Origin of the sequence: Micromonospora sp. NPDC005171, from assembly GCF_040608575.1 — a bacterium.
GTDB lineage: Bacteria > Actinomycetota > Actinomycetes > Mycobacteriales > Micromonosporaceae > Micromonospora.
This window is the reverse complement of sequence record NZ_JBEXIM010000008.1, coordinates 149,570-173,799: the sequence shown is the minus strand read 5'-3', so window position 1 is coordinate 173,799 and position 24,230 is coordinate 149,570. Positions and strand designations below refer to the sequence as shown.

Annotated in this window: 19 protein-coding genes and 2 tRNA genes; 17 read left to right on the top strand and 4 right to left on the bottom strand. The window is 69.1% G+C overall.

Features of this window, described 5'->3' with window-relative positions:
• The first annotated feature begins 29 nt into the window (after positions 1 to 29).
• The 9 genes from ABZU74_RS14265 (at position 30) to ABZU74_RS14225 (ending at position 12,301) form a co-directional block, all read left to right on the top strand.
• Positions 30 to 638 carry an EboA domain-containing protein gene (locus ABZU74_RS14265; protein WP_355422854.1) on the top strand — a complete coding sequence of 203 codons (609 nt, stop codon included), beginning with the start codon at positions 30 to 32 and terminating at the stop codon, positions 636 to 638.
• Positions 639 to 1,496 carry a TatD family hydrolase gene (locus tag ABZU74_RS14260; RefSeq protein WP_355422851.1) on the top strand — a complete coding sequence of 286 codons (858 nt, stop codon included), beginning with the start codon at positions 639 to 641 and terminating at the stop codon, positions 1,494 to 1,496.
• Positions 1,496 to 2,695 (top strand): metabolite traffic protein EboE, encoded by a 1,200-nt coding sequence (gene eboE / locus ABZU74_RS14255; RefSeq protein WP_355422848.1) that lies wholly within the window; start codon positions 1,496 to 1,498, stop codon positions 2,693 to 2,695. Before ABZU74_RS14260 ends, eboE begins: the two co-directional genes overlap by 1 nt.
• Entirely contained in the window at positions 2,692 to 4,107 is a 1,416-nt protein-coding gene (locus ABZU74_RS14250; protein WP_355422845.1) for a nucleotide pyrophosphatase/phosphodiesterase family protein, read from the top strand. Before eboE ends, ABZU74_RS14250 begins: the two co-directional genes overlap by 4 nt.
• Positions 4,104 to 5,171, top strand: a complete 1,068-nt coding sequence (locus ABZU74_RS14245) for a polyprenyl synthetase family protein (protein ID WP_355422842.1) — start codon at positions 4,104 to 4,106, stop codon at positions 5,169 to 5,171. Before ABZU74_RS14250 ends, ABZU74_RS14245 begins: the two co-directional genes overlap by 4 nt.
• A 215-nt stretch (positions 5,172 to 5,386) precedes the next feature.
• Positions 5,387 to 8,242, top strand: a complete 2,856-nt coding sequence (locus tag ABZU74_RS14240) for a PQQ-dependent sugar dehydrogenase (RefSeq protein ID WP_355422839.1) — start codon at positions 5,387 to 5,389, stop codon at positions 8,240 to 8,242.
• A 75-nt stretch (positions 8,243 to 8,317) separates the two neighbouring features.
• The gene (locus ABZU74_RS14235) at positions 8,318 to 10,426 is read left to right on the top strand and encodes a ThuA domain-containing protein (RefSeq protein ID WP_355422836.1); all 2,109 of its coding nucleotides are present in this window, start codon (positions 8,318 to 8,320) and stop codon (positions 10,424 to 10,426) included.
• A 150-nt stretch (positions 10,427 to 10,576) separates the two neighbouring features.
• Complete coding sequence (locus ABZU74_RS14230; protein WP_355422834.1) at positions 10,577 to 11,080, top strand: ATP-binding protein; 504 nt, start codon at positions 10,577 to 10,579, stop codon at positions 11,078 to 11,080.
• Positions 11,081 to 11,293: 213 nt separating this feature from the next.
• Complete coding sequence (locus ABZU74_RS14225; protein ID WP_030488695.1) at positions 11,294 to 12,301, top strand: sugar phosphate isomerase/epimerase family protein; 1,008 nt, start codon at positions 11,294 to 11,296, stop codon at positions 12,299 to 12,301.
• 64 nt (positions 12,302 to 12,365) lie between these two features.
• On the opposite strand, the gene ABZU74_RS14220 is transcribed toward ABZU74_RS14225, so the two are convergent.
• Positions 12,366 to 12,770, bottom strand: coding sequence for a hypothetical protein (locus ABZU74_RS14220; RefSeq protein WP_355422831.1), 405 nt, complete (start codon positions 12,768 to 12,770; stop codon positions 12,366 to 12,368).
• Positions 12,771 to 13,031: 261 nt separating this feature from the next.
• Here ABZU74_RS14220 and ABZU74_RS14215 point away from each other — a divergent pair.
• The 5 genes from ABZU74_RS14215 to ABZU74_RS14195 all read left to right on the top strand — a co-directional run bounded on the left by ABZU74_RS14215 (position 13,032) and on the right by ABZU74_RS14195 (position 19,577).
• Positions 13,032 to 13,104: transfer RNA gene (locus ABZU74_RS14215), tRNA-Asn, on the top strand.
• A gap of 156 nt (positions 13,105 to 13,260) precedes the next feature.
• On the top strand, positions 13,261 to 15,378 hold the full coding sequence (locus tag ABZU74_RS14210) for an MMPL family transporter (RefSeq protein ID WP_355422828.1): 2,118 nt from the start codon (positions 13,261 to 13,263) through the stop codon (positions 15,376 to 15,378).
• On the top strand, positions 15,368 to 16,606 hold the full coding sequence (locus ABZU74_RS14205) for an FAD-dependent oxidoreductase (protein ID WP_355422825.1): 1,239 nt from the start codon (positions 15,368 to 15,370) through the stop codon (positions 16,604 to 16,606). Before ABZU74_RS14210 ends, ABZU74_RS14205 begins: the two co-directional genes overlap by 11 nt.
• Positions 16,607 to 16,727: 121 nt before the next feature.
• Positions 16,728 to 16,804: transfer RNA gene (locus ABZU74_RS14200), tRNA-Ile, on the top strand.
• A 460-nt stretch (positions 16,805 to 17,264) separates the two neighbouring features.
• The gene (locus ABZU74_RS14195; protein ID WP_355422823.1) at positions 17,265 to 19,577 is read left to right on the top strand and encodes a P-loop NTPase fold protein; all 2,313 of its coding nucleotides are present in this window, start codon (positions 17,265 to 17,267) and stop codon (positions 19,575 to 19,577) included.
• A 259-nt stretch (positions 19,578 to 19,836) separates the two neighbouring features.
• On the opposite strand, the gene ABZU74_RS14190 is transcribed toward ABZU74_RS14195, so the two are convergent.
• Complete coding sequence (locus tag ABZU74_RS14190; protein WP_355422820.1) at positions 19,837 to 21,021, bottom strand: helix-turn-helix domain-containing protein; 1,185 nt, start codon at positions 21,019 to 21,021, stop codon at positions 19,837 to 19,839.
• Complete coding sequence (locus tag ABZU74_RS14185; protein ID WP_355422817.1) at positions 21,021 to 21,167, bottom strand: hypothetical protein; 147 nt, start codon at positions 21,165 to 21,167, stop codon at positions 21,021 to 21,023. The genes ABZU74_RS14190 and ABZU74_RS14185 overlap by 1 nt, the downstream gene beginning before the upstream one ends.
• 198 nt (positions 21,168 to 21,365) lie before the next feature.
• On the opposite strand from ABZU74_RS14185, the gene ABZU74_RS14180 reads away from it, so the two are divergent.
• Genes ABZU74_RS14180 through ABZU74_RS14170 form a run of 3 tightly spaced genes read left to right on the top strand, consistent with a single transcriptional unit; the run spans position 21,366 to position 23,120 of the window.
• Positions 21,366 to 22,214: a helix-turn-helix transcriptional regulator gene (locus ABZU74_RS14180; protein ID WP_355422814.1), complete on the top strand. Its 849-nt coding sequence runs from the start codon at positions 21,366 to 21,368 to the stop codon at positions 22,212 to 22,214.
• On the top strand, positions 22,204 to 22,392 hold the full coding sequence (locus tag ABZU74_RS14175; protein WP_355422811.1) for a DUF397 domain-containing protein: 189 nt from the start codon (positions 22,204 to 22,206) through the stop codon (positions 22,390 to 22,392). Before ABZU74_RS14180 ends, ABZU74_RS14175 begins: the two co-directional genes overlap by 11 nt.
• Positions 22,393 to 22,409: 17 nt before the next feature.
• Positions 22,410 to 23,120, top strand: a complete 711-nt coding sequence (locus tag ABZU74_RS14170; RefSeq protein WP_355422809.1) for a uridylate kinase — start codon at positions 22,410 to 22,412, stop codon at positions 23,118 to 23,120.
• A gap of 490 nt (positions 23,121 to 23,610) precedes the next feature.
• Here the strand turns inward: ABZU74_RS14170 and ABZU74_RS14165 are convergent, their stop codons facing one another.
• Positions 23,611 to 24,192 (bottom strand): dihydrofolate reductase family protein, encoded by a 582-nt coding sequence (locus tag ABZU74_RS14165; RefSeq protein WP_355422806.1) that lies wholly within the window; start codon positions 24,190 to 24,192, stop codon positions 23,611 to 23,613.
• Positions 24,193 to 24,230 lie beyond the last annotated feature (38 nt).

Below are 24,230 nucleotides of genomic sequence, written 5' to 3'. Positions count from 1 at the left end.
CGGGGAGCAGCACAAGGGGAGGAGACGGGATGACACCGGATTCACTACGGGCCGCGCTGGGAGGCGTACCCGATCCCGATTGGCTGGACACGGCGCTGCGCCGGGTCACCACCGAGCCCACCGCGATCACCCGGCTCTTTCCCGCCGCCGGCCGACGCTGCGGTCGGGCCGCGCTGCCCGACGCCCCCGGTTGGACCGCCGACGACGCGGCCCGGGTGCTGCTGCTGGTCAGCCTGCCCGGCGAGCACGCCGCGTACGCCGAGCGCCTCTACCAGCACGGTGACGCCGCCGAACGACGAGCCGTGCTGCGGGCCCTGCCGCTGCTGCCGATCGGCGCCGACGGGGTGCCGTTGCTGCACGACGCGATCCGGACCAACGACACCCGGCTGGTCGCCGCCGCGCTCGGCCCGTACGCCCAGCACCTCGACCAGGCCGCCTGGCGGCAGGCGGTGCTCAAGTGCGTGTTCAGCGGCGTCCCCCTGGCCACCGTGGCCGATCTGGACACCCGGGCCGACAGCGAGCTGACCGCGATGCTGGCCGCGCTGGCCGCCGAACGGCACGCCGCCGGCCGGGAGCTGCCCGCCGACGCCACCGACCTGCTCGACCGGCTCACCGCCGCACTGCCCCGGGAGGCGTGAATGCGCATCTTCGACCCCCACATCCACATGACCTCACGCACCACCGACGACTACGAACGAATGGCCGCCGCCGGTGTGCGCGCGGTGGTGGAGCCGGCGTTCTGGCTGGGTCAGCCGCGTACCAGCGCCGCCTCGTTCACCGACTACTTCGACTCGCTGATCGGCTGGGAGCCGTTCCGGGCCGGGCAGTTCGGGGTGCGCCACTTCGCCACCATCGCGCTGAACCCCAAGGAAGCCAACGATCCGCGCTGCCGCCCGGTCCTCGACCTGCTGCCCCGCTACCTGGACAAGGACGCGGTGGTGGCGGTCGGCGAGATCGGCTACGACTCGATGACGCCCGAGGAGGACGAGGCGTTCGCGGCGCAGCTCGCCCTCGCTGTGGCGTACGAGCTTCCGGCGCTGGTGCACACCCCGCACCGGGACAAGGCGCGTGGCTGCGAGCGGACCCTCGCCGTGGTCGCCGAGTCCGGCATCGACGCCGGTCGGGTGGTCGTCGACCACCTCAACGAGGTGACAGTGAAGCTGGTCCGCGACAGCGGCTGCTGGCTGGGCTTCTCCATCTACCCCGACACCAAGATGACCCCGCAGCGGATGGTGGAGCTGCTGCGGGCGTACGGCACGGAACGGATGCTCGTCAACTCGGCGGCCGACTGGGGGCGCTCCGACCCGCTGCTGACCCGGGCCACCGGCGAGGCGATGCTGCTGGCCGGCTTCAGCGACGACGACGTCGACAAGGTGCTGTGGCGAAACCCGGTGGAGTTCTACGGGCAGTCCGGGCGGCTCGACCTCAGCGACCTGGACGTCGCCGCCGCCGTGGACCCGCAGACCGGCAACTCGATCCTGCGCGGCGGCAGCTGATGCGGCTGCGACATGCCGGCGGTGAGACCGTCCACCTGGGCTACTGCACAAACGTGCACCCCGCCGAGGACCTCGCCGGCATCCTCGGTCAACTGGACACCTACGCGGTGCCGGTCCGCGAGGCGCTGGGCAGCGACCTGCTCGGGCTCGGCTTGTGGCTGGCCGCCCCGGCCGCCGCCGAGTTGGCCGCCGACCCGGCGCTGCGTCGCCGGCTCCGCGCCGAACTCGACGCGCGCGGCCTGGAGGTGGTCACCCTCAACGGCTTCCCGTACGCGGCCTTCCAGGCGCCGGTGGTCAAACAGGACGTGTACCACCCGGACTGGACCTCCGAACAGCGCCTGACGTACACCCTGGATCTGGCCCGGGTGCTCGCCGACCTGCTGCCCGACGACGCCGCCCGGGGCTCGATCTCCACCCTGCCGCTGGCCTGGCGTCAACCCTGGGACACCGGCCGGGCCGACGCGGCCCGACGCCGGCTGGACCAGTTGGCCACCGGCCTGGCCACCGTGCAACGGGACACCGGCCGCGAGGTGCGCGTCGCCTTCGAACCGGAGCCGGGCTGCGTCGTGGAGAGCACCGGTCAGGCGGCCGCGTTGCTGTCCGGGATGGACACCGAACGGCTGGGTGTCTGCCTCGACCTGGCCCACCTGGCCTGCGCCTGGGAGGAGCCGGCCGAGGCGCTGCAGCGACTGCGGGCGGCCGGACTGCCGGTGGTGAAGGTGCAGGTCTCGGCCGCCGTCGAGGCCGCCGACCCGGAGGGCGGGGCCGAGGCGTTGCGCCGCTGGGTGGAGCCGCGCTTCCTGCACCAGACCCGGGGCGCCGGTTGTGCCGGTCTGGCCGACCCCGCCGACCCGGCGTACGCGGCCGACGACCTGGACGAGGCGCTGGACCGGGTGTTGCCCGGACCGTGGCGGGTGCACTACCACGTGCCCCTGCACGCCCCACCCGAGGAGCCGCTCGGCTCGACCCTGCCGGTGCTCCGCGCAGCCCTGAGAGCGCTCTTCGATGGCCCGAGCGCCGGCTGCGACCACCTCGACGTCGAGACGTACACCTGGGGGGTGCTGCCGGCCGCACGACGGCCCGGCACCGACGGGGAGCTGGCCGCCGGCATCGCCGCGGAACTGGCCTTCGCCCGGGACGAACTGGTCGGCCTCGGCCTGACCGCAGAGCGAACCGTGAGCATGGGGGTGAAGCGATGAGCCGGCGACTGGTGGTGCTCGACGTGGTGGGGTTGACGCCCCGACTACTGGCGCACATGCCTCGACTGCGGGGGGTCGCCGACGGCGGCTTCCGAGCCGAGCTGGGCACCGTGCTGCCCGCAGTGACCTGCTCGGTGCAGTCCACCTTCCTCACCGGCGAGCCGCCCAGCGGGCACGGGATCGTCGGCAACGGGTGGTATTTCCGGGAGCTGGGCGAGGTGTTGCTGTGGCGGCAGCACAACGCGCTGGTCGGCGGGGACAAGCTCTGGCAGGCCGCCCGTCGGGCCGAACCCGGCTACACGGTGGCCAACGTCTGCTGGTGGTACGCCATGGGCGCGGACGTCAACTGGACGGTGACACCCCGCCCGGTCTACTACGCCGACGGGCGCAAGGAGCCGGACTGCTACACCGACCCGCCGGAGCTGCACGACGCGCTCACCGGGCGGCTGGGCACGTTCCCGCTCTTCACCTACTGGGGGCCGACCGCCGGGCTGCCGTCGTCGCGGTGGATCTGCCAGGCGGCCGAGCAGCTCCTCGCCGACGTGTCACCCGACCTGACGCTTGTCTACGTTCCGCACCTCGACTATGACCTGCAACGCTTCGGCCCGTCGTCGGCCCAGGCCGCCGCCGCGGCGGCGGAACTGGACGCGGTGCTCGGTCCGCTCCTGGACGCCGCCCGAGCGCGGGACGCGACAGTGGTGGTGTTGTCGGAGTACGGCATCACCGACGTGTCCCGCCCGGTGGACGTCAACCGGCTGCTGCGCGCCGAGGGCCTGTTGCGGGTGCACACCCAGGCGGGCATGGAATACCTCGACCCGTGGACGTCGAAGGCGTTCGCTGTCGCCGACCACCAGATCGCGCACGTCTACGTCAAGGACCCGGCCGACGTGCCGGCGGTGGCGAAGCTCTGCGCCGGCCTGCCCGGGGTGGCCGAGGTGCTCGACGCCGAGGGCAAGGCCGCACACGGGCTGGACCATCCGCGCGCCGGTGAGCTGGTGCTGGTCGCCGAGCCGGACGCCTGGTTCACCTACTACTACTGGCTGGACGACGCCCAGGCACCGGACTTCGCCCGGCTGGTGGAAATCCACCGCAAGCCCGGGTACGACCCGGCCGAGTTGTTCTTCGACCCGGCCAACCCCGGTGCCGCGAAGGCTCGTGCCGGGGTGGCCCTGGCCCGCAAGAAGCTCGGCATGCGGTACCTGATGAGCGCTGTCGGCCTGGACGCCGGCGCGCGGGCGGTGCGGGGCTCGCACGGGCGGCTGCCGGGCGACCCGGCGGACGGCCCGGTGCTGCTCTGCTCCGACCCGACAGCGGCCCGGGACAAGATCGCGGCGACCGAGGTCAAGGCGTTGCTGTTGGAGCTGGCCGGGCTGAGCCCGGGCGGTACGGGCGGGTCGGGGGAGGGCTCATGACGGTCACCGTCGCGCCCACCGACGCCAGCGGGCTGCGGGCGCGCTTCGACGCGGAGCTGGCCGGGTTTCTCAGCCGGCAGGGCCCGGACTGGCCGGACGGGGCGCCGCGTGGCGTGTTCACCGCGCTGCAACGGTTCGTGCTGGCCGGTGGCAAGCGGTTGCGGCCGCTCTTCTGCTACTGGGGTTGGCGTGGCGCGGGGGCGGCCGACGGCACCCCGATCGTGGTGGCCGCGGCGGCCCTGGAGCTGTTCCACGCGTTCGCGCTGATCCACGACGACATCCTGGACGGCAGCGACCGCCGCCGGGGTGAGCCGTCGGTGCACCGGCTCTTCGCCGACCTGCACGCCCGCTCGTCGTGGCGCGGTGACCCCGAGGCGTACGGCCGCAACACAGCGCTGCTCTGCGGGGACCTCTGTGCCGCCTGGTCGGATCAGATGTTCCACGAGTGCGGGCTGAGCACCGAGGAGGTGCACCGGGGGTACAGCGTGTTCGCGCTGATGCGTACCGAGGTGATCGCAGGGGAGTACCTGGACCTGGTCTCGGGTGTGGGTGACGGCTCGGTGGCCAGCGCGCTCACCGTGATCCGGATGAAGGCTGCCCGGTACACGGTCACCCGGCCGTTGCAGATCGGCGCGGCCCTGGCCGGCGCGGGCCCGGAGTTGATCGCCGCGCTGGGCGAGTTCGGTGACCCGCTTGGTGACGCGTTCCAGCTCCGTGACGACGTCCTGGGCGTGTTCGGCGACCCGGCGGTCACCGGAAAGTCGGTCCTCGACGACCTGCGTGAGGGCAAGCCCACTGTGATGATGGCGCTGGCCCGCAGCGCCGCCGACCGGCCGCAGACCATCCGGCTGCGGGAGTTGTTCGGCAACCCGGGGCTGGACGCCGATGGCGCGGCGGAGCTGCGCGACATCATCGAGGCGACCGGCGCCCGGGAGCGGATCGAGCAGATGATCCGGGTCCGGACCGAGGCCGCGCTCTCCGCCCTGCAGAGCGCCGCGGTGGCCGACGAGGCCCGCGCGGCCTTGGTTGCGCTGGCCGGGCAGGCGATCGACCGACGCGCCTGACCGGCGACTTTCGATCAAATCGACAAAAGTTGATGCTGAACCGCCGGAAGGTATGGACACATCGACACCCGCGACTTAGTGTCGTGACCAACACGACAATGTTTCGTCGAGGTGAACCGGCGGCGCGGTAACCCATCGACCCCCCACCGCTACGGCATCCGGCGCGACGGCGCGCGCCCGGCCTGGCAGTCACACGTCAGGAAGGGACAGCACAGATGTCCATGAAGGACGCTCCCAGACAACGGTCCCGACGATGGTTCTCCGCCGGATCAGCGCTGCTGCTGGCGGTCGCCGCCGGCACTGTCACCCTCGCCGCCGGCTCGGCCCCCGCCCAGGCGCACACGATCGTCGCCAGCGACTTCCAGCAGGTTGAGCTGGCCCGCGGCGTGACCGACATGGGTGAGCCGATGTCGCTGGCGGTGCTTCCGGACCGCTCGGTCCTGCACACGGCCCGCAACGGCACCCTGCGCCGCACCGACGCCAACGGCACCACCAGCGTGATCGGCACCCTGTCGGTCTACACGCACGACGAGGAGGGGTTGCAGGGCGTCGGGGTCGACCCGGGCTTCGCCTCCAACCGCTACATCTACCTCTACTACGCGCCGCCGCTCTCCACCCCCAGCGGCGACGCGCCGGCCACCGGCACCGACTTCTCGGCCTGGAACGGCGTCAACCGGCTCTCCCGGTTCACCCTCAACTCGGACTTCACGCTCAACCAGTCCAGCAAGGTCGACGTGCTCGACGTCCCGGCCAACCGGGGCCTGTGCTGCCACGTCGGTGGGGACATCGACTTCGACGCCGCCGGCAACCTCTACCTGTCCACCGGCGACGACACCAACCCGTTCGAGTCCTCCGGCTACTCGCCGCTGGACGAGCGGACCAACCGCAACCCCGCGTACGACGCGCAGCGCAGCGCCGGCAACACCAACGACCTGCGCGGCAAGATCCTGCGGATCAAGGTGAACGCCAACGGCACGTACTCCATCCCGTCGGGCAACCTGTTCGCCCCCGGCACGGCCAAGACCCGGCCGGAGATCTACGCGATGGGGTTCCGCAACCCGTTCCGGATCAGCGTGGACAAGGCCACCGGTGTGGTGTACGTCGGTGACTACGGGCCGGACGCCGGCTCCACCAGCTCCACCCGCGGGCCGTCCGGCCAGGTGGAGTTCAACCGGATCGCCGCGCCGGGCAACTACGGCTGGCCGTACTGCACCGGCACCAACACCACCACCGAGACGTACAACGAGTTCGACTTCGCGACCAGCGCCAGCGGCGCGAAGTACAACTGCACCGGCGGGCCCACCAACAACTCGTTCCGCAACACCGGCCTGACCACCCTGCCGCCGGCCCAGCCGGCGTGGATCCGGTACGCCGGCGACGCCGGCACCCCGACCGAGTTCGGCGGCGGCTCCGAGTCGCCGATGGGCGGCCCGGTCTACCGGTACAACGCCTCGTCGACCTCCACCACCAAGTTCCCGCAGTCGTTCGACGGGCAGTTCTTCGCCACCGAGTTCGGCCGAGGCTGGATCAAGCCGATCCACGTCAACTCCGACGGCTCCCGGGGCACCATCGACACCTTCCCCTGGGTCGGCAAGCAGGTGATGGACTCGGCGTTCGGCCCGGACGGCGCGTACTACGTGCTCGACTACGGCACCGGTTACTTCAACGGTGACGCCAACTCGGCGCTCTACCGCTTCGACTACGTCGGCGGCGGCAACCGGGCACCCACCGCGAAAGCCAGCGCCAACCGCACCTCCGGGGCGGCCCCGCTCGCGGTGACCTTCTCCTCGGCCGGCTCGTCCGACCCCGAGGGTGGCGCGTTGACCTACTCGTGGGCGTTCGGTGACGGGACCACCTCGACCGCCGCCAACCCGACGAAGACCTACAGCGCCAACGGCACCTACACCGCCACGCTGACGGTGCGGGACCCGCAGGGCGCCACCGGCAGCAGCAGCGTGCAGATCAGCGTCGGCAACACCGCGCCCACCGTCACGATCAACAACCCGGGCAACGGTCAGCTGTTCAGCTTCGGCGACACGGTGCCGTACAGCATCACGGTGACCGACCCGGAGGACGGCACCATCGACTGCACGAAGGTCAAGATGACCTATGTGCTCGGGCACGACCAGCACGGCCACCAGATCACCTCGAAGACCGGTTGCTCGGGCTCGATCACCATCCCGGTCGACGGTGAGCACGACGACGCGGCGAACATCTTCGCGATCTTCGACGCCGAGTACACCGACGCCGGTGGACTGACCACGCACACCCAGCACACGCTGCCGCCACGGCACCGCCAGGCCGAGTTCTACGGCACCTCGTCCGGGATCAACGTGTTCAGCAAGACCCCGGCCGAGGGTGGCAAGACCGTCGGTGACATCAACAACGGCGACTGGATCGCGTTCCAGCCGTACCGGCTGGGCAACGTGACCTCGTTCAACGCCCGGGTCTCCTCGGCGGGCGCCGGCGGCACCCTCCAGGTCCGGGCCGGCTCGGCCACCGGCACGGTGCTCGGCTCGGCCACCGTCCCGGTTACCGGCGGCTGGGAAACCTTCACCACTGTCACCGGGACGATCACCAACCCGCCGACCGGCACGACCACGCTCTACCTGACCTTCGCCGGGTCGGGCACCGGGGCGCTCTACGACCTGGACGCCTTCACCTTCGTCACCGGGACGCCCCCGGCCGGTGGTACCGGGCCGATCCAGGGCCTCGGCGGCAAGTGCCTCGACGTGCGCAACGCCGCCACGGCCGACGGCACGCAGATCCAGATCTACACCTGCAACGGCAGCGCCGCGCAGACCTGGGCGGTGACTCCCAACTCCACGATCAAGTCGTTGGGCAAGTGCCTGGACGTCTCGGGTGGTGCCACCGCCGACGGCACCAAGATCCAGCTCTGGACCTGCAACGGGACCGCCGCGCAGAACTGGGCCGCCCAGGCCGACGGCACCGTCCGCAACACGTCGTCGGGCAAGTGCCTCGACGTCTCCGGCAACAGCTCCGCTGACAGCACGGTGGTCCACCTGTGGACCTGCACCGCCGCCGCCAACCAAAAGTGGACCCTGCCCTGAGCTGGCGGGAGGGGCCCTTCGACAACGCCTAGTGTGGTGCGAGGGGCCCCTCCTAACCGCAATTAGGAGAGCGATATGCGCAGACGCCTGCGACCCGTCCTCGGTGCGGCAATGGCCGCACTGGCCGTCATCGCCTGCACCACCCCGGCCACCCCGGCCAGCGCTGCCGACGCCCCGTACGACGTGTTGGTCTTCTCCAAGACCGCCGGGTTCCGGCACGACGCCATCCCGGTCGGCATCCAGACCATCCGCGACCTGGGTGCGGCGAACAACTTCACAGTCACCGCGACCGAGGACGCCGCCGCGTTCACCACCAGCAACCTCAACCAGTACGAAGCTGTCGTCTTCCTCAACACCACAGGCGACGTGCTCAACGCCAGCCAGCAGACCGCCTTCGAGTCGTACATCGGCTCCGGCCGCGGGTACGTGGGTGTGCACGCCGCAGCCGACACCGAGTACGACTGGCCGTTCTACGGCAACCTCGTCGGCGCGTGGTTCGCCTCGCACCCCGCCATCCAGCAAGCCAACATGAAGGTGGAGGACCGCGGCCACGCGGCCACCGCTCACCTGCCGCAGACCTGGACCCGCACCGACGAGTGGTACAACTACCGCACCAACGCCCGGTCGACAGCGCACGTGCTGGCCACCCTGGACGAGTCGTCGTACTCCGGCGGCGGCATGGGCGCCGACCACCCGCTGAGCTGGTGCAAGAGCTACAGCGGCGGCCGGTCCTTCTACACCGGCGCGGGGCACACCCAGGCGTCGTACGCGGAGCCGAACTTCCGGAACCACCTGCTCGGCGGCATCCGGTACGCCTCTGGTCGAAGCAAGGCCGACTGCCGGCCCGAGACCGGCTACACCCCGCTGTTCAACGGCTCGACGGCCGGTTGGTCACAGGCCGGCCCGGGCAGCTTCACCAACTCCGACGCCACACTGACCTCGGTCGGCGGCATGGGGCTGTACTGGTACAACGCCAAGCAGTTCACCAACTACTCACTGAAGCTGGACTGGAAGCTGGCCGGCGACGACAACTCCGGCATCTTCATCGGGTTCCCACCGTCGAGTGACCCGTGGTCGGCGGTCGACAACGGTTACGAGATCCAGATCGACGCCACCGACGCGACCGACCGCACCACCGGCGCGGTCTACACCTTCAAGTCCGCCGACATCGCCGCTCGCGACGCGGCGCTGAACGCGCCGGGGGAGTGGAACACCTACGAGCTGCTGGTCGAGGGCGAGCGGCTGCAGATCTTCCTCAACGGGGTGAAGATCAACGACTTCACCAACACCAACCCGGTCCGCTCGCTGGCCGGTCACATCGGCATCCAGAACCACGGCACCGGTGACGACGCCTCGTTCCGCAACATCCGGATCAAGGAGTTGGGCACCACGCCACCGCCCACCGGCACGATCCAGGCCGAGGCGTTCAGCTCGGCCAACGGCGTCTCCGCGTTCACCAAGGCGGGCGCCAACGGTGGGCAGACCGTCGGCTACATCGACCCGGGTGACTGGGCAGCGTACAACGGGGTCAACCTGACCGGAGTCACCTCGTTCACGGCCCGGGTCGTCTCCGGCGGCGCGGGTGGCAACATCCAGGTGCGCACCGGTTCGGCCACCGGCCCGGTGCTCGGCACCGTCGCCGTCCCCAACACCGGCAGTTGGACGACCTTCGCCAACGTCTCCACCGCACTGTCCAACGTCCCGTCCAGCTCCCAGAACCTCTACCTCACCTTCACCGGTAACGGCACGGGGCTCTTCGACCTGGACGACTTCACACTGGTCAAGGGCAGCGGCGGCGGCACCGGAGTCGGCCCGATCAAGGGTCTCGCCGGCAAGTGCCTGGATGTGCGTAACGCCGGCACCGCCGACGGCACCCAGATCCAGATCTACACCTGCAACAGCAGCGCCGCGCAGACCTGGACCGTGACGCCGAACTCGACGATCAAGGCGCTCGGCAAGTGCCTGGACGTCAACGGCAGCGGCACCGCCGACGGCACCAAGATCCAGCTCTGGACCTGCAACGGCAGCGGCGCGCAGAACTGGGCGGCCCAGTCCGACGGCACCCTGCGCAACCCGTCGTCGGGCAAGTGCCTGGACGTCTCCGGCAACAACTCCGCCGACAGCACCGTCGTGCACCTCTGGACCTGCCTCAACGCGGCCAACCAGAAGTGGATCCTGCCCTGACCGACTGAACCCGGAGGGGCCGCGACCTGAGTCGCGGCCCCTCCGGCCCAGTCTCCGGCAACGTGTCGCCCGCGAGCGTTATGCCTGTGGCCGGTGGGGGGTGGGGACGCCGGAGGGTGGCGCACAGCTTGCTGCCGTACCTTGACCTGCATGGGGTTGTTCGCGCAGTGGCGTGGGACGGTGCTGGCGCGAGGCCATCAGCTGCTCGGTGCGCTGGGCCGGGTGGATGAGCCCGACGACCCGTCCGAGCCGGCGCCCAGCCTGAACCGTCTCGACGCGTTGGTGGAGGGCTTCACCGCCGGTCAACCGGTGCGGTGGAGCATGGCCGGGCAACCCCGGCCGCTGCCCGGCCCGGTCGACGTGGTGGCGTACCGGATCATCGAGGAAGCGCTGACCAACGCGTGCCGGCACGCGCCGGGCGCTCCGGTCGGGGTCCGCCTGCGCTACGACGCCGCCGGCATCACCATCGAGGTCCGCGACGAGGGCACCGGTCCCGCTCCGTCCGGCGGCGGCACCCAGGCCGCCGGTCGGGGTCTGCTCGGGGTACGCAGGCGCGCCGAGCGGCTCGGCGGCACGTTCTCCGCCGGCCCGCGCGCCGGTGGCGGCTTCACCGTTCGGGCGGTGCTGCCCGCGCCCGAGGAAATGGTCGGATGATCAGCCGACGCCAGGGCTTCCCCGATGGGGCACTGCGGAAATAGGCTGGGGGGCGGCGACCGTGCTGGTGGCCGGTGACCCGGTGGGAGGCGCAACCCGCCGGGCTCAGGTGTGTTCCGCACCCACCGGTGACCGCCCGGGTGCCGCGTTACGTCCGGTCACCCTCGCCCCGGTCCGCACAAGGAATCCCCATCACATCAGGGGAGAAGGACAATGGCGCGACCCATCACGCTCTTCACCGGCCAGTGGGCCGACCTTCCGTTCGAGGAGGTCTGCCGGCTCGCCTCCGAGTGGGGCTACGACGGTCTGGAGATCGCCTGCTGGGGCGACCACTTCGAGGTCGACAAGGCGCTCGCCGACGACTCGTACGTCGAGCGCAAGCGGGAGACCCTCGCGAAGCACAACCTTGAGGTCTTCACGATCTCCAACCACCTGGTTGGTCAGGCGGTCTGCGACCACCCGATCGACGAGCGGCACCAGGACATCCTGCCCGGCCGCATCTGGGGCGACGGGGAGCCCGAGGGGGTCCGCCAGCGGGCCGCCGAGGAGATCAAGGACACCGCGCGGGCGGCGGCGAAGCTCGGGGTGAAGACGGTCGTCGGCTTCACCGGTTCGTCGATCTGGCACACCCTCGCGATGTTCCCGCCGGTGCCACCGTCGATGATCGAGCGCGGCTACCAGGACTTCGCCGACCGGTGGAACCCCATCCTCGACGTGTTCGACGAGGTGGGGGTGCGGTTCGCGCACGAGGTGCACCCCAGTGAGATCGCGTACGACTACTGGACGACGAAGCGGACGCTGGAGGCGATCGGCAACCGGCCCGCGTTCGGGCTGAACTGGGACCCGTCGCACTTCGTCTGGCAGGAGCTGGACCCGGTGAACTTCATCTTCGACTTCGCCGACCGGATCTACCACGTGGACTGCAAGGACGCGAAGGTGCGCACCGGCGACGGCCGGCGTGGCCGACTCGCCTCGCACCTGCCCTGGGCCGACCTGCGGCGCGGGTGGGACTTCGTCTCCACCGGCCACGGCGACGTGCCCTGGGAGGACTGCTTCCGCGCGTTGAACGCGATCGGCTACACCGGCCCGATCTCGGTCGAGTGGGAGGACGCCGGCATGGACCGGCTGGTCGGTGCCCCGGAGGCGTTGCAGTTCGTCCGCCGGCTCGCCTTCGACGCCCCGAGTGCCGCCTTCGACGCGGCGTTCAGCAGCAAGGACTGACCGCACGTCGGACAGACCACGGGCCGGTCGCCCTGCGGCGACCGGCCCGTCGACGTGCGATTGGTCAGAGCGTGCTGGCGTTCGTGCCCGAGCCGGACGGCTTGGTGCGGGGGTTCGTGGACGACGGCGACCCGGAGGTCGTGCCGACCGTGCTGGTGCTCGACTTGGCGCCCACGGTGGCGGGCGTGCCGGCGAACGCGTCGTCGGCTGCGGTCAGCTCCTGCTTGCCGGTGCTGCCGTTACCGGTACCCAGCTTCTCGCCCAGTTTGGTCTGGCCGAGCTTGTCTTTGCCCTCGCTGTAGAGCTTGTTGGCCTGGGCCTGCGCGACCCCTGCCGCCTCCTGGACGGTCGGGTGGTCGAGCACCTTGCGGCCCCGGACCACGAGCTCTTCGTACTTTTCCCGGCCGGCACGGGCGCCCAGGACGAATCCCGCAGCCAGCCCGCCAAGAAACATGATCTTTCCGCGCATGGCGGCTCCTTCCGTACCTGACGCGCCGTCACCCCGGCGAGTTGCCCCGTCGGAAGGCGACCTGTTCGCGCCTGCGTCCTCTGTCCGCAGCTAACTACCCATCCTGCTCTCCGCTCAAGCCTGCTTGTGCCGGGATGGCGATTTATCCCGATTGTCAATGCGGCGGCGGGGAGGGAACCCACTGGACCACCACCGGGGGATGTCAGGTACTCTTGTCCCGTCGCACGGCGTCGGGGAGATCCGAAGTCGCGCGGTGCACGGTCCCCTGTAGCTCAATTGGCAGAGCAGCCGGCTGTTAACCGGCAGGTTATTGGTTCGAGTCCAATCGGGGGAGCTTTCCCACGCACGCCCGTCAGCCCACCGGCCGGCGGGCGTTTTCGTGTGTGATCCGGTTTCACCCACAGTCGACCTGCTTGCCCGGCAGGATGGTCGATGTCGACTGAGGCTCCCGCTGCGTCGATTGATGCGTCGATCCTTGGGGTGAGTGTGGATGTCCGGACGAGGCGGCAGGGCCACGCTGATCGCGGTGGCGGTCGTGCTGGCCTGGTTGGTGATCGGCGGCGTGGCCGGCCCCTACGCGGGGCGCCTCAGCGAGGTCGCCACCAACGACAACGCCGCCTTCCTGCCCACCGACGCCGAGGCGACCCGCGCCCAGGACCTCGCCGGCGAGTTCGTCGACCGGCAGACCATCCCGGCGCTGGTCGTCTACGAGCGGGCCGCCGGGATCACGGACGCGGACCGGCAACGGGTGAGCGTCGACGCCACCCGGTTCGCCCAGGTCCCCGGCGTGGTCACCCCGCTGCCCCCACCCATCCCGAGCGACGACGGCCAGGCCCTCCAGGTCGTCGTGCCTGTGGACGACGCCGAGGGCGAGGAGATCGGCGCGGTCGTCGAGCAGCTCCGCGACATCACCGGCGGTGACCGGGACGGACTCACCGTGGACGTCTCCGGGCCCGCCGGCCTGCTCGCCGACCTGATCGAGGTCTTCTCCGCCATCGACGGGCCACTGCTGCTGGTCACCCTGGTCGTGGTGCTGGTCATCCTGCTGATCGTCTACCGCAGCCCGGTCCTGTGGATCTTTCCGCTGCTCGCCGCCGGGATGTCGTACGCCCTCGCCTCGGTCTTCGTCTACCTGCTCGCCGACGCGGACGTGGTCAAGCTCAACGGGCAGGCCCAGGGCATCCTCACAGTGCTGGTCTTCGGCGCCGGCACCGACTACGCGCTGCTGCTGATCGCCCGCTACCGGGAGGAGCTGCACCGGCACGACCGCCCCTGGGACGCCATGAAGACCGCCTGGAAGGGCGCCGCGCCGGCCATCATCGCGTCCGGCGGCACTGTCATCGTCAGCCTGCTCTGCCTGCTGCTGTCCAGCCTCAACTCCAACCGGGCGCTCGGCCCGGTCGCCGCCATCGGCATCGCCGCCACCCTGCTGGTGATGCTCACCTTCCTGCCGGCGCTGCTGGTGCTCGGCGGCCGGTGGGCGTTCTGGCCCCGACGCCCACGAGCCGACCAGGCCGACCCGCGGGCCGAACACGGCATCTGGAGCCGCGTTGCCGGCTTCGTGGCCCGGCACGCCCGCCCGATCTGGCTGACCACCGCCGTCGTGCTGGCCCTGCTGACCCTCGGCCTCACCCAGCTCGGCGCCACCACCCTCGGCCAGTCCGACCTGTTCACCCAGCGCACCGACTCGGTCGACGGCCAGGAGGTGATCGCCCGGCACTACCCGGCCGGCACCGGCAGCCCGGCCACCATCTTCACCACCGAACAGACCGCCCGACAGGTCGCCCAGGTGGCGACCGGCGTGCCCGGCGTCGCCGACGTCCGTCCGCTCACGGCCGGCCCACAGACCGGCCCGCCCCAGGAGAACGCCACCCCCAAGGTCGTCGACGGGCGGGTGCAGCTGGACGCGACCCTGACCGACCCGCCCGACAGCGACGGCGCCGAGCGGACCATCCGCGAGCTGCGGGTGGCCGTACACCAGGTGCCGGGCGCGGACGCGGTGGTCGGCGGCTTCACCGCGATCAACGTGGACACCTCGGACGCCGCGAAGCGCGACCAGAACGTCATCATCCCGGTGGTGCTGGTGGTCATCGCGGTCATCCTGGCGCTCCTGCTGCGCGCCCTGCTCGCCCCGGTGCTGCTGATCGCCACCGTGCTGCTCAGCTTCGCGGCGACCCTCGGCCTCTGCGCGCTGCTGTTCCGCCACGTCTTCGACTTTCCCGGCGTGGACTCGTCGTTCCCGCTGTTCGCGTTCGTCTTCCTGGTCGCGCTCGGCATCGACTACAACATCTTCCTGATGAGCCGGGTCCGCGAAGAATCGGTCAAGCGCGGCACCCGCGCCGGGGTGCTCGCCGGCCTCGCCGTCACCGGCGGGGTGATCACCTCCGCCGGCATCGTGCTCGCCGCGACGTTCTCCGCCCTCGCCGTCCTGCCACTTGTGGTACTCGTCGAGTTGGGTACGGCGGTCGCGGTCGGGGTACTGATCGACACCATCATCGTCCGGTCGCTGCTGGTGCCCGCACTCGCGTACGACATCGGGCCGAAGATCTGGTGGCCGGGCCGGTTGTCCCGGGCGAACGGTGAGCGGGAGGCGCGCGGTGCTGGCTGAGACCGATGTGGTCATCGTCGGCGGCGGCCTGGCCGGCCTCGCCGCCGCCCGCCGGCTGCACCGCGCCGGCATGCCCTGGCGGCTGGTGGAGGCCGAGGGCCGGCTCGGCGGCCGGGTCGCCACCGACGTGGTCGACGGTCACCTCATCGACCGGGGCTTCCAGGTGCTCAACACCGCCTACCCCCGGCTCGGGACGCTGCTCGACACCGACCAGCTCAACCTCGGGTACTTCACCTCCGGCGTGCTGGTCCGCAAGGGCGACAACCTGCTGCGATTGGTCAACCCGCTGCGCGAGCCGACCGGCGGGCCCGGTACCGCGCTCGCCGGGGTCGGCTCCCTGCTCGACCGGCTGCGCTTCGCCGCGCTCGCCACCGGCTGCGCCACCCTGCCCACATCCCGGCTGCTCGCCGCGCCGGAAACCAGCACCGAGACCGCGCTGCGCCGCGCCGGCCTCTCCGACGCCATCATCGAGGAGCTGCTGCGACCATTCCTGTCCGGTGTGTTCATCGACCGGGAACTCTCCACCTCCAGTCACGTACTGGCGATGGTGCTGCGCTCCTTCGCCCGCGGCCGGATCGGCCTGCCCGCCGAAGGCATGGCCGCGCTGCCCCGGGCCATCGCCGCGCCGCTGCCCGCCGACCTGCTCGACCTGGACACCCCGGTCGCCGAGGTCACCCCGGGCCGGGTCCGCACCCAGGCCGGCGACATCCGCTGCCGGGCCGTCGTGGTCGCCGTCGACCCGCCCGCCGCGTCCGCGCTCCTGCCGGCCCTGGCGATGGTACGCATGCACAGCTACACCACCTACTACCACAGCGCCCCCGAGCCGCCGCTCACCGAGGCGATCCTGCTCGTCGACGGCGACCGACGCGAACTCGTCGCCAACACGGTGGTGCTCAGCAACGCCGCCGCGACATACGCGCCCGCCGGACGGCACCTGATCGCCACCTCGGTGGTCGGCCCGACGGCCCCACCCGAGCCGTCCATCCGGACCGAGTTGACCCGGCTGTACGGCCGCTCCACCGCCGACTGGACCCACCTCACCACAGTGGCCATCCCCGAGGCGCTACCCGCCGCGCCGCCACCACAGGGACGGCTGCGCAAGCCGGTGGCATTGGGGAAGGGGCTCTTCGTGGCCGGTGACCACCGGGACAGCCCATCGATCCAGGGCGCTCTCACCAGCGGCTGGCGCGCCGCCGGCGCCGTGCTGGACGAGCTGCGCGCCGGCTGACAGGCGTACCCGAGCGCGCTGTTATATTCCTGTTGCCCATCGTGCTGGTGCAGGCGTGGGCGCCGGCCGGCTCGGTGCTGGCTGCTGATCGCCGAGCGGGATAAGATCCGGCGCGGTGTTCGGGGCGGTAGCTCAGCCGGTTAGAGCAGGGGACTCATAATCCCTCGGTCGCGGGTTCGAGTCCCGCCCGCCCCACCAAACGCCTCTGAGCTGGGCAAACGTGGAACCGGATGCGGCGGCATCCGAACCGTCCACTGGCGGGCCGCGAGGTTCGTACGTCGGTACCGGGGATCTCCAACCTTGACCGACGGCTACGGGTTCTTACCGGTCCCCGGGAGTAGTAAACCGTCCGTCCCTGACACTGCCGCCTCGGCGGTTCAGCCAGACGGTCGCGCGCTTCGGTGTTGCTACAAACAGGCGCACCTCGGCACTACTCGACAACGGAGCTCATCGTCGCTGATCTCGATTTGCGGACAGTTGTCTGGCGTCTGGGACATGGCGGGGAGGGGTATATCCCGCCTGGCTCGCAGAGTCTGATCAGCGGATGCGTCGAAACCTGCTCCTCGTGCGCAGGCTTCCTCAGCGTGCCCCCCGGGTGTGACTGCTGAGGTCACCCGCTCTTGCGGCGAGCACCTTACTGGGGAAAGCTGCCTCCGTGATGAGCAAGCGGCGCACGGGCATAACCCTGAACATCGGCGGTGGTGTCGCCGTTGCATCCGGCGTCATCCTTTGGACTAGGGCTTGGGAGTACATCCTTTGGCCGCTGTGGCAGCTCCCAGATCTAGGTCAAGACTGGCGATGGCTTGCGCTGGTTCTAGTCCTCGGCGGCACAGGAATTGCCGCCGGCGGAATCTTGCTGCTGCGCCGAGCCAAGATGGAGCGTCTTCAAGCCCGGCGCTTAAAGTGGACCATTAGTCACGATAGTGCACGAGATGATCCGATTGGTATGGACGCAGAAGACCTGCTGAGTCGAGTGCCGGTCGCTGCAAGTCTGGCGAAGCAGCTTCGTGCCATACAAGCCCCAAACGGCTATGTTGTTGCGGTAATGGGCCCATGGGGGTCCGGTAAGACATCACTAATCAACCTCACGCGCAGGCGACTTGAAGAAGACCCCGTCGTTCCAGTGCTTGAGTTTAACCCGTGGATGTTCTCGGGCGCCGAGCAGCTAGTGGAGATCTTTTTTCGGGAGATTGCCGGGCAGCTTCGCCTCAAGGAAGGGCGGCTTGCTGCTATTTCCTCAGAGATTGAGACGTACGGTCAGCTGCTAAGCCCATTTTCTTCGGTTCCTGTTGCTGGTCCGTGGATCGGGCGGATTGCCAACGCCGCAGGCGCCGTCGCAAAGTTTAGCAATAGACGGACAGCCACGGAAGTTCGGGATGCTCTCTCAGATAAGTTGGCCGCCCTCGAAACCCCGCTAATAGTTATGATCGATGACATCGACCGACTGCTCCCAGAGGAAGTCAGGGACGTCTTCAAGTTGGTGCGCTTAACTGCCAGCTTCCCGAACGTTGTCTACGTGCTCATATTCGACCGCCCTCAGGTGGAGCGGAGCCTTGACCGGTCCGGCGTGGAAGGTCGAGCATATATTGAGAAGATAGTCCAACTTCCTATCGATCTCCCTTCGGTGCCTGGCACGTTATTGCTGAACCAGTTAGGTCGGGCTCTACAAGACGCCTTAGACGATGTGGAGGTCAAGCAATTCGACAGAAGTCGCTGGCCTGATGTTCTCGCAGAGGTCATCTACCCCTTGGTTGTCAGTATGCGGGGTGTGCGTCAGTACGGCGCGGCCGTCCGGGGCACACTGGACGCTCTAGGTGACCAAATTGAGGCTGTGGATGTCCTAGGGCTCGAAGCGGTGCGGATTTTCATGCCTGATGTCTTCGCGGCCATCGCGGCTGCTCGCAGGGCACTCACTGCACCGTCTCCGTCCGGCGCTAGGGATTCGCACGAGTCCGAATTCCAACGGCTAGTAGAGGGGCTGCTTGAGGTGGCTGGCGAGAATCGGGAGATCGTCCGGTCGATAATCGAACGGCTTTTCCCGGCCAGCCTTCATCGTGTTGAGGGTCCTCATAACGGCTCTGAATGGCTGGCCATTTGGTTGAGGGCGAGGCGTGTAGCGCACCTCGATGTGCTCAATTTCTACTTGGAAAGACACTGGAATGCAGGAATTCATGCCTTTGCTGATGCCGAGCGAGCTTTTTCCCTCCTCGCCGATCGCAGTGGCCTTGAGGACTTCCTGAACTCATTGGATGAGGGTCACCTCGAGGATGTGGTCGCTGCCCTTCGCGTTTACGAGGAGGACTTCCCGGTTGAGGCCGTTCCTGTCGCCACCGTTGTTCTGCTTAATCTGCTTCCGAAAATGCCGCCCAGCGGCCGTGGTGGGCTGTTTGTTGTTGAACCCCGTACTGTAGTCTCAGCCACTATTCGGCGATTGTTGCGTCGCTTGCCCGACCAAGATGCTGTGGGTGAAGTAGTTGCTAATATTCTTCCAGGGATTACCAGTCTCTCTTCCCGGCTGCAGCTCGTTGACCTGGTGAGTTCGAAGGATAGTGTCCGGGGTCAGCTCGCTTCAAAATCCTTTATTGCCGAATTGGAGGCGGCTGTTTGCGACGCGGTGGACCAAAGCACAACCGACTCCCTTCTTGAAGAATGGGACCTGCTCAGGCTTCTGGCATGGGCGCAGCGTAAGAGCGGCAAGCGCCGGGCGCTAGCCGAAGTGGACCACGTTGCCTTGAACGCGAAACTTCTCCTGTTGGCTCGGACCGAAAGGGTGATGCAGACGATGGGGGACCGCGCGGTGGTCAGGGAAGCTCGCCTTCATTGGGACACACTCCTAAATGTGTACGGCGGCGAGGAGAAGTTGAGGCGGGCTGTGGAATTGCTGAAGGGTCAAGCTGCCGGTGATGCGGCGCTCGCTGAGGTTGTGGAGCTGGCAGACAAGTATCTTAGTGGCTGGAAATCGGACGACTAATCTTGCCCGCTCCGGGCTGGACCGGCGGCGTATACCGGGTTTGAGGAGCGCTTAGGGTCGGAAATGGTCCTTCTTCCGCGCTTTCGCCAGGTGGCGGGAGATCTACTCGCCTACACACCCCCGAAGCGATGGTCCGTGTAGAGGCTGCGGCTGCAGGTGACATCACTCGGAAACATGCGATGTGCTCGCTTAGGCGGTATTAGTTGTTGGACTCGGAATAGGGCGACCCGGCGTTGAACGGCGGACGTGCCAAGGTTCCTTATCGCGTCAATCCGAGGGTGGCGGCCAAGCCGGACAGGTCGGCCGCATCCGGTCCGGCACGGAACACGGCGGTCAGCGCTGCGCGGGCCACGGGGCGAATTCGTGTCTCCCAGGTGGCGATCCGGCCGGCGGCGACCAGCGCCCGGCCGGCGGCGCGCGTGTCGCCGAGGTCCAGATAGGCATGAGTGATGTCGATCAGGTGGGAAGCTCGATGTTCGGCGGGGAGGAGGTGCCAAGCGTTGCCGCTGGTGGCCCGCTTGTGGATGGTCACGGCCAGTTGGTGGTCGCCCGACCACATCGCGATCAGTGCGCGGGCGAGGTCTACAGGTGTCGGACCGAACCCGATGCCGTCGCAGTCGTGCTGGGACTGGCCGCCAGCGAGGCGAGCGGCGCGCTCGGTTAGTTCGCCTGCCGCGTTGGCGTCTCCACACACTGCGGCAGCGAGCGCCGCTTCGATCAACAGGGTCCCGGTTACGCCCGGCCCCCGGACGTGGGGCGGTTCCACATCCAATTGGTGTACGGCAGCGACAGCCGCCGTCATCGCCAACCGGCCTCGCCCCAGGGCTCGCAGCGCCTGCGCGAGAGAGATTGCCGCAAGGCCGGCACGCCAGGGGTTACCGGCGGCGGCGCTCATCGCCCGGTCGGCGGCCAGCCAGGCCAGGTCGGCCTCACCGAGCTTGACCAGCACCTGGGCGGCGAGCCGGTACACCCGTACCAGCAGCTCTGCGGTGTCTCCTGGCTGTGCGCGGCTGTCGCAGAGCAGGTCGGGCAGCAGCCGCAGCACCTGCGGGTGGTGGCCGTGGCGGTATGCCGTCCACGCGTACCCCGCTTGGGCATCGAGCTGGGCCAACGACGGCGCTGGCCTGCCGCTGGCGGGTAGGTCGTAGCGGGCCAGCGCCGCGCGGATTCGTTCCACGTCGCCGCCGGTGTCGGGGAGTTGCTGGCGTGGGGCCTTGCCCGCGAGCAGGACGTCCGGGGCGACGCCGAGGGCTGCGGCGACCGTCTCGATCACCGAGAGTCGGTCGAGGGTGCGCACCCCTCGCTCGACCTTGTCCACCCAGCTCTTCGACTTGCGGATCCGGTCGGCGAAGACCTGCTGGCTCATGCCCCGGCGTGCCCGCAGCTCTGCCATCCGCCGTCCGATTGGCGGCTCGTTGCCGTTGCGGCGGCCCGGCTCGGTCATCACTTCCGCTCCGGCGACGGCTGGATGGCGTCGGTGGACTCCCCGCAGCGCGGGCACCATCGTGTCTTGACCCGGAAGGCGAGGAGCCCGAACAGGAACCCCGGCACCAGGCCGCCGAACACGATCGACACGGCTTCGGAAACCATGCGCACGCTCGCTTTCTGGAGACGCCGGGGAGCCGGGTGGGTGCCACGTCAATGGCTCACGCTGTGGCGACGCTGTGTTGCTGACAGTCATCAGAGTTGCGCATCATGTGATGCAAAGCAAGAAGATGGACATGATCGACACGCCGAGCACGTGAGTCAGGGCATGGAGAAATGCGAGGCAGGGCGCAGAATCACGACATGCCTCGATTTACGCCCGCGACACCGCGCTCTCGGCGACTGGGCCGGGAGCTGCGCAAGCTCCGCGAAGCCAAGGGTCTGACTGGTGAGGGAGTGGCGGAAACCGTTGCCTGCTCGCCGTCTCGGATCAGTCGGATCGAGTCGGGCGAGATCAGACCTCGCGTCGGTGACGTCATGGAGTTGCTGGTCGCGTACGGCGTCAAGATTGACGAGGAGCCGGGGACCTCGCTGCTCGATCAGGCGCGCGGTCTGCGGGAGGACGGCTGGTGGCAGCGCCTCGGTGGCAAGTACGCCACCTACATCGCGTATGAGATCGAGGCCGTGGAACTCAAGAACTTCGAGCCGATGCTCGTGCCCGGTCTCCTCCAGACCGAGAGCTATGCCCGCGAGGTCAATGTCATCGGCCGGGAGACCGACCAGGAAACCATCGACCAGCGGGTTTCCGCCCGGATGACTCGGCAGGAGGTGCTGCGTCGGCAGCCGACTCCGCTGCGGATGCACGCCATCCTGTCCGAGGCGTCTCTGCGCACCGAGGTTGGCGGCCCGGACGTGCTGCGTGAGCAGTTGGATCACCTGGTCACCTTGAGCCGGCTGCCGAACGTGACGATCCAGGTGCTGCGCTTCGAGGCTGGTGCCCATCTTGCGATCAGCAGCGGCTTCGCCCTGCTCAGCTTCGAGCAGGACGAACCACCACTGGGCTACATCGAGACCCTGGCTGGCGAGCTCTTCCTTGAGTCGAGTCGCGACCTGGCGCGGTTGTCAGCGGCGTACGACAATCTGAGGACGCTGGCGCGGTCACCCGCCGAGTCGATCACGTTCATCAGGGAGCTGAGCAAGCATGGAACGTAACGCCTGGCGCACGTCGAGCCGTTCCGGCAACAACGGTCAGTGCGTGGAGGTCCGCGACCGACGCGCCCAGGTCGACGTTCGCGACTCCAAGGCGCCCGACGCCGGGATGTTGAGCTTCGCGCCCGCCGCCTGGGACGCATTCGTCGAAACGATCAAGACGAACACCTGCCGGCCCTGACCCGCTCAAACGTTGACGTGGTTCACGGCACCCGCGACGAGCTGATCGGGCGCCTGGTTGAGGCAGTCGGGTCCGTCACCGTGGCCCACCCGACGCGGGTTGCCGTCGACGGGCCACCCGCCGCCGGCAAGACCACCCTCGCCGACGAGTTGGCCGTCGTCCTGCGCGATCGGGGCCGCGACGTCATCCGCGCCACGATCGACGACTTCCTCTTCCCGCGGGCGCAGCGCTATCCGCGCGGCGAGTACTCGGCCGAAGGCTGTTACTACGACACCCACGACAACGAGGCGCTGAACCGGGTTCTGCTCGAGCCGCTCGGCCCGGGTGGCGATCGGGGCTTCCAGCGCGCGGTCTACGACAGCACCGCGGATGCCGCGCTGTCCCCGCCGGTCACGACCGCCCCGGCCGACGCCGTGCTCGTCTTCGACGGCGTCTTCCTGTTGCGCCCGGAACTGATCGACAGGTGGGACCTGCGCGTCTTCGTGTCGACGGCACTCGAGAGGACAGTGGATCGTGCCGTGATCCGGGAGCGCCAGGTGTCAACCCGGGCCGACGTCGAGCGACGCTGGCGCGAGCGTTACATCCCGTCGCAGCAGCTCTACTTCGCGACGGCCCGCCCGACCCGGCACGCCGACATCGTCGTGCACAACGACGATCCCGAGCGCCCGGTCTGGGAGATTGCCCGACGAGGAGATCCGCTCCCCGATGCCCGGGCAGCCGGTGAGTGAGCCGCCGCCTATGGGAGGTCCACATACTCGCCGAACGGCTCGATGGAACCATCCAGCCGTTCCAGCCCTGTTGGGTGACCTGCCGGTCCGCGTAGGTGTATGACCAGCGGGCGCCATCCTCGCCCTCGATCTGAACGGTTCCCGAGCGTACGAACGGCGCGATCGCGACGTAGAAGGCAGTAGCCCGGTCCGACCACTTGGGGTCACCGTCGTCGTCGTACCCGAACTCGATCCAGTCTCCGTCGCGGATGATCGTGGCCCTGGCGGTCTCCGCCAGGTCGACCAGCGTGCCATCCGTCGGGAACGCCTCGGGCTCGTGCCAGCCACCTCGCTGAGCCATGGCGGCCTGGACAGCGGCGACCGCAGCGGCGTCGTCCGACTTCGGGAGGTGCAGACGACCTGAGGGCGCCACCGTGTATCCCACGGCGCGCACCCTACAACGGTCGATGCCCTAATCCTGCGGGCGAACGGCGGGGTCCGCTCAGATCGGTCAACGGCGCACCCGGTAGCTCAGGTGAAGCACCCGGTTGCCCTGAATCACCACGTCAGGGTCCTCCAACAGGTGCTGCGCGTCGACCGACCCGAAGTAGCGCTTGCCGGACCCGAACACGACGGGTACGACGTCCATGCGCACCTCGTCGACCAGGCCCGCGGCCAGCACCTGGCCACCGACGTCGCCGGCGGCAACCTCGACGATGCGGTCACCCGCAAGCTTCTGCGCCGTGGCCACGGCTGCCTCGACGCCGTCGACGAAGTGAAACGGCGCCTCGGGGTTCCAGCCCTCGGGCTTCGGCCGGTGCGTCACGACGACCGCGTGGTCGACCCCGCCCGGAGGCTTGCCGTCCCAGCCGTCAGTCATGTCGAAGACGTGGCGGCCGGCGATCGTCGCCCCGATCTGGTCCCAGTACGGCCGGGTGTGGTCGTAGGAGGTCTGCGACACCCTCAGTACGCCGCTCTCGTCCAACGGGACGTCACCGCTGGTCAACCAGTCGAACAGCGGTCCGGGCTGGTCGTTGTCGTCCGCGATGAAGCCGTCCACCGACACCGAGCTGTACATGACCACCTTGCCCACGCGGCTCTCCTCTGCTTCGGGTGCGGCCAAACTAGCGT

Coding starts and splice junctions, on each gene's coding strand:
- ABZU74_RS14175 (WP_355422811.1), top strand. CDS start 22,204: ATGGAACGTAACGCCTGGCGCACGTCGAGCCGTTCCGGCAACAACGGT.
- eboE (WP_355422848.1), top strand. CDS start 1,496: ATGCGGCTGCGACATGCCGGCGGTGAGACCGTCCACCTGGGCTACTGC.
- ABZU74_RS14220 (WP_355422831.1), bottom strand. CDS start 12,770: ATGCGCGGAAAGATCATGTTTCTTGGCGGGCTGGCTGCGGGATTCGTC.
- ABZU74_RS14235 (WP_355422836.1), top strand. CDS start 8,318: ATGCGCAGACGCCTGCGACCCGTCCTCGGTGCGGCAATGGCCGCACTG.
- ABZU74_RS14210 (WP_355422828.1), top strand. CDS start 13,261: ATGTCCGGACGAGGCGGCAGGGCCACGCTGATCGCGGTGGCGGTCGTG.
- ABZU74_RS14190 (WP_355422820.1), bottom strand. CDS start 21,021: ATGACCGAGCCGGGCCGCCGCAACGGCAACGAGCCGCCAATCGGACGG.
- ABZU74_RS14230 (WP_355422834.1), top strand. CDS start 10,577: ATGGGGTTGTTCGCGCAGTGGCGTGGGACGGTGCTGGCGCGAGGCCAT.
- ABZU74_RS14240 (WP_355422839.1), top strand. CDS start 5,387: ATGTCCATGAAGGACGCTCCCAGACAACGGTCCCGACGATGGTTCTCC.
- ABZU74_RS14250 (WP_355422845.1), top strand. CDS start 2,692: ATGAGCCGGCGACTGGTGGTGCTCGACGTGGTGGGGTTGACGCCCCGA.
- ABZU74_RS14180 (WP_355422814.1), top strand. CDS start 21,366: ATGCCTCGATTTACGCCCGCGACACCGCGCTCTCGGCGACTGGGCCGG.
- ABZU74_RS14245 (WP_355422842.1), top strand. CDS start 4,104: ATGACGGTCACCGTCGCGCCCACCGACGCCAGCGGGCTGCGGGCGCGC.
- ABZU74_RS14225 (WP_030488695.1), top strand. CDS start 11,294: ATGGCGCGACCCATCACGCTCTTCACCGGCCAGTGGGCCGACCTTCCG.
- ABZU74_RS14195 (WP_355422823.1), top strand. CDS start 17,265: ATGAGCAAGCGGCGCACGGGCATAACCCTGAACATCGGCGGTGGTGTC.
- ABZU74_RS14260 (WP_355422851.1), top strand. CDS start 639: ATGCGCATCTTCGACCCCCACATCCACATGACCTCACGCACCACCGAC.
- ABZU74_RS14265 (WP_355422854.1), top strand. CDS start 30: ATGACACCGGATTCACTACGGGCCGCGCTGGGAGGCGTACCCGATCCC.
- ABZU74_RS14185 (WP_355422817.1), bottom strand. CDS start 21,167: ATGGTTTCCGAAGCCGTGTCGATCGTGTTCGGCGGCCTGGTGCCGGGG.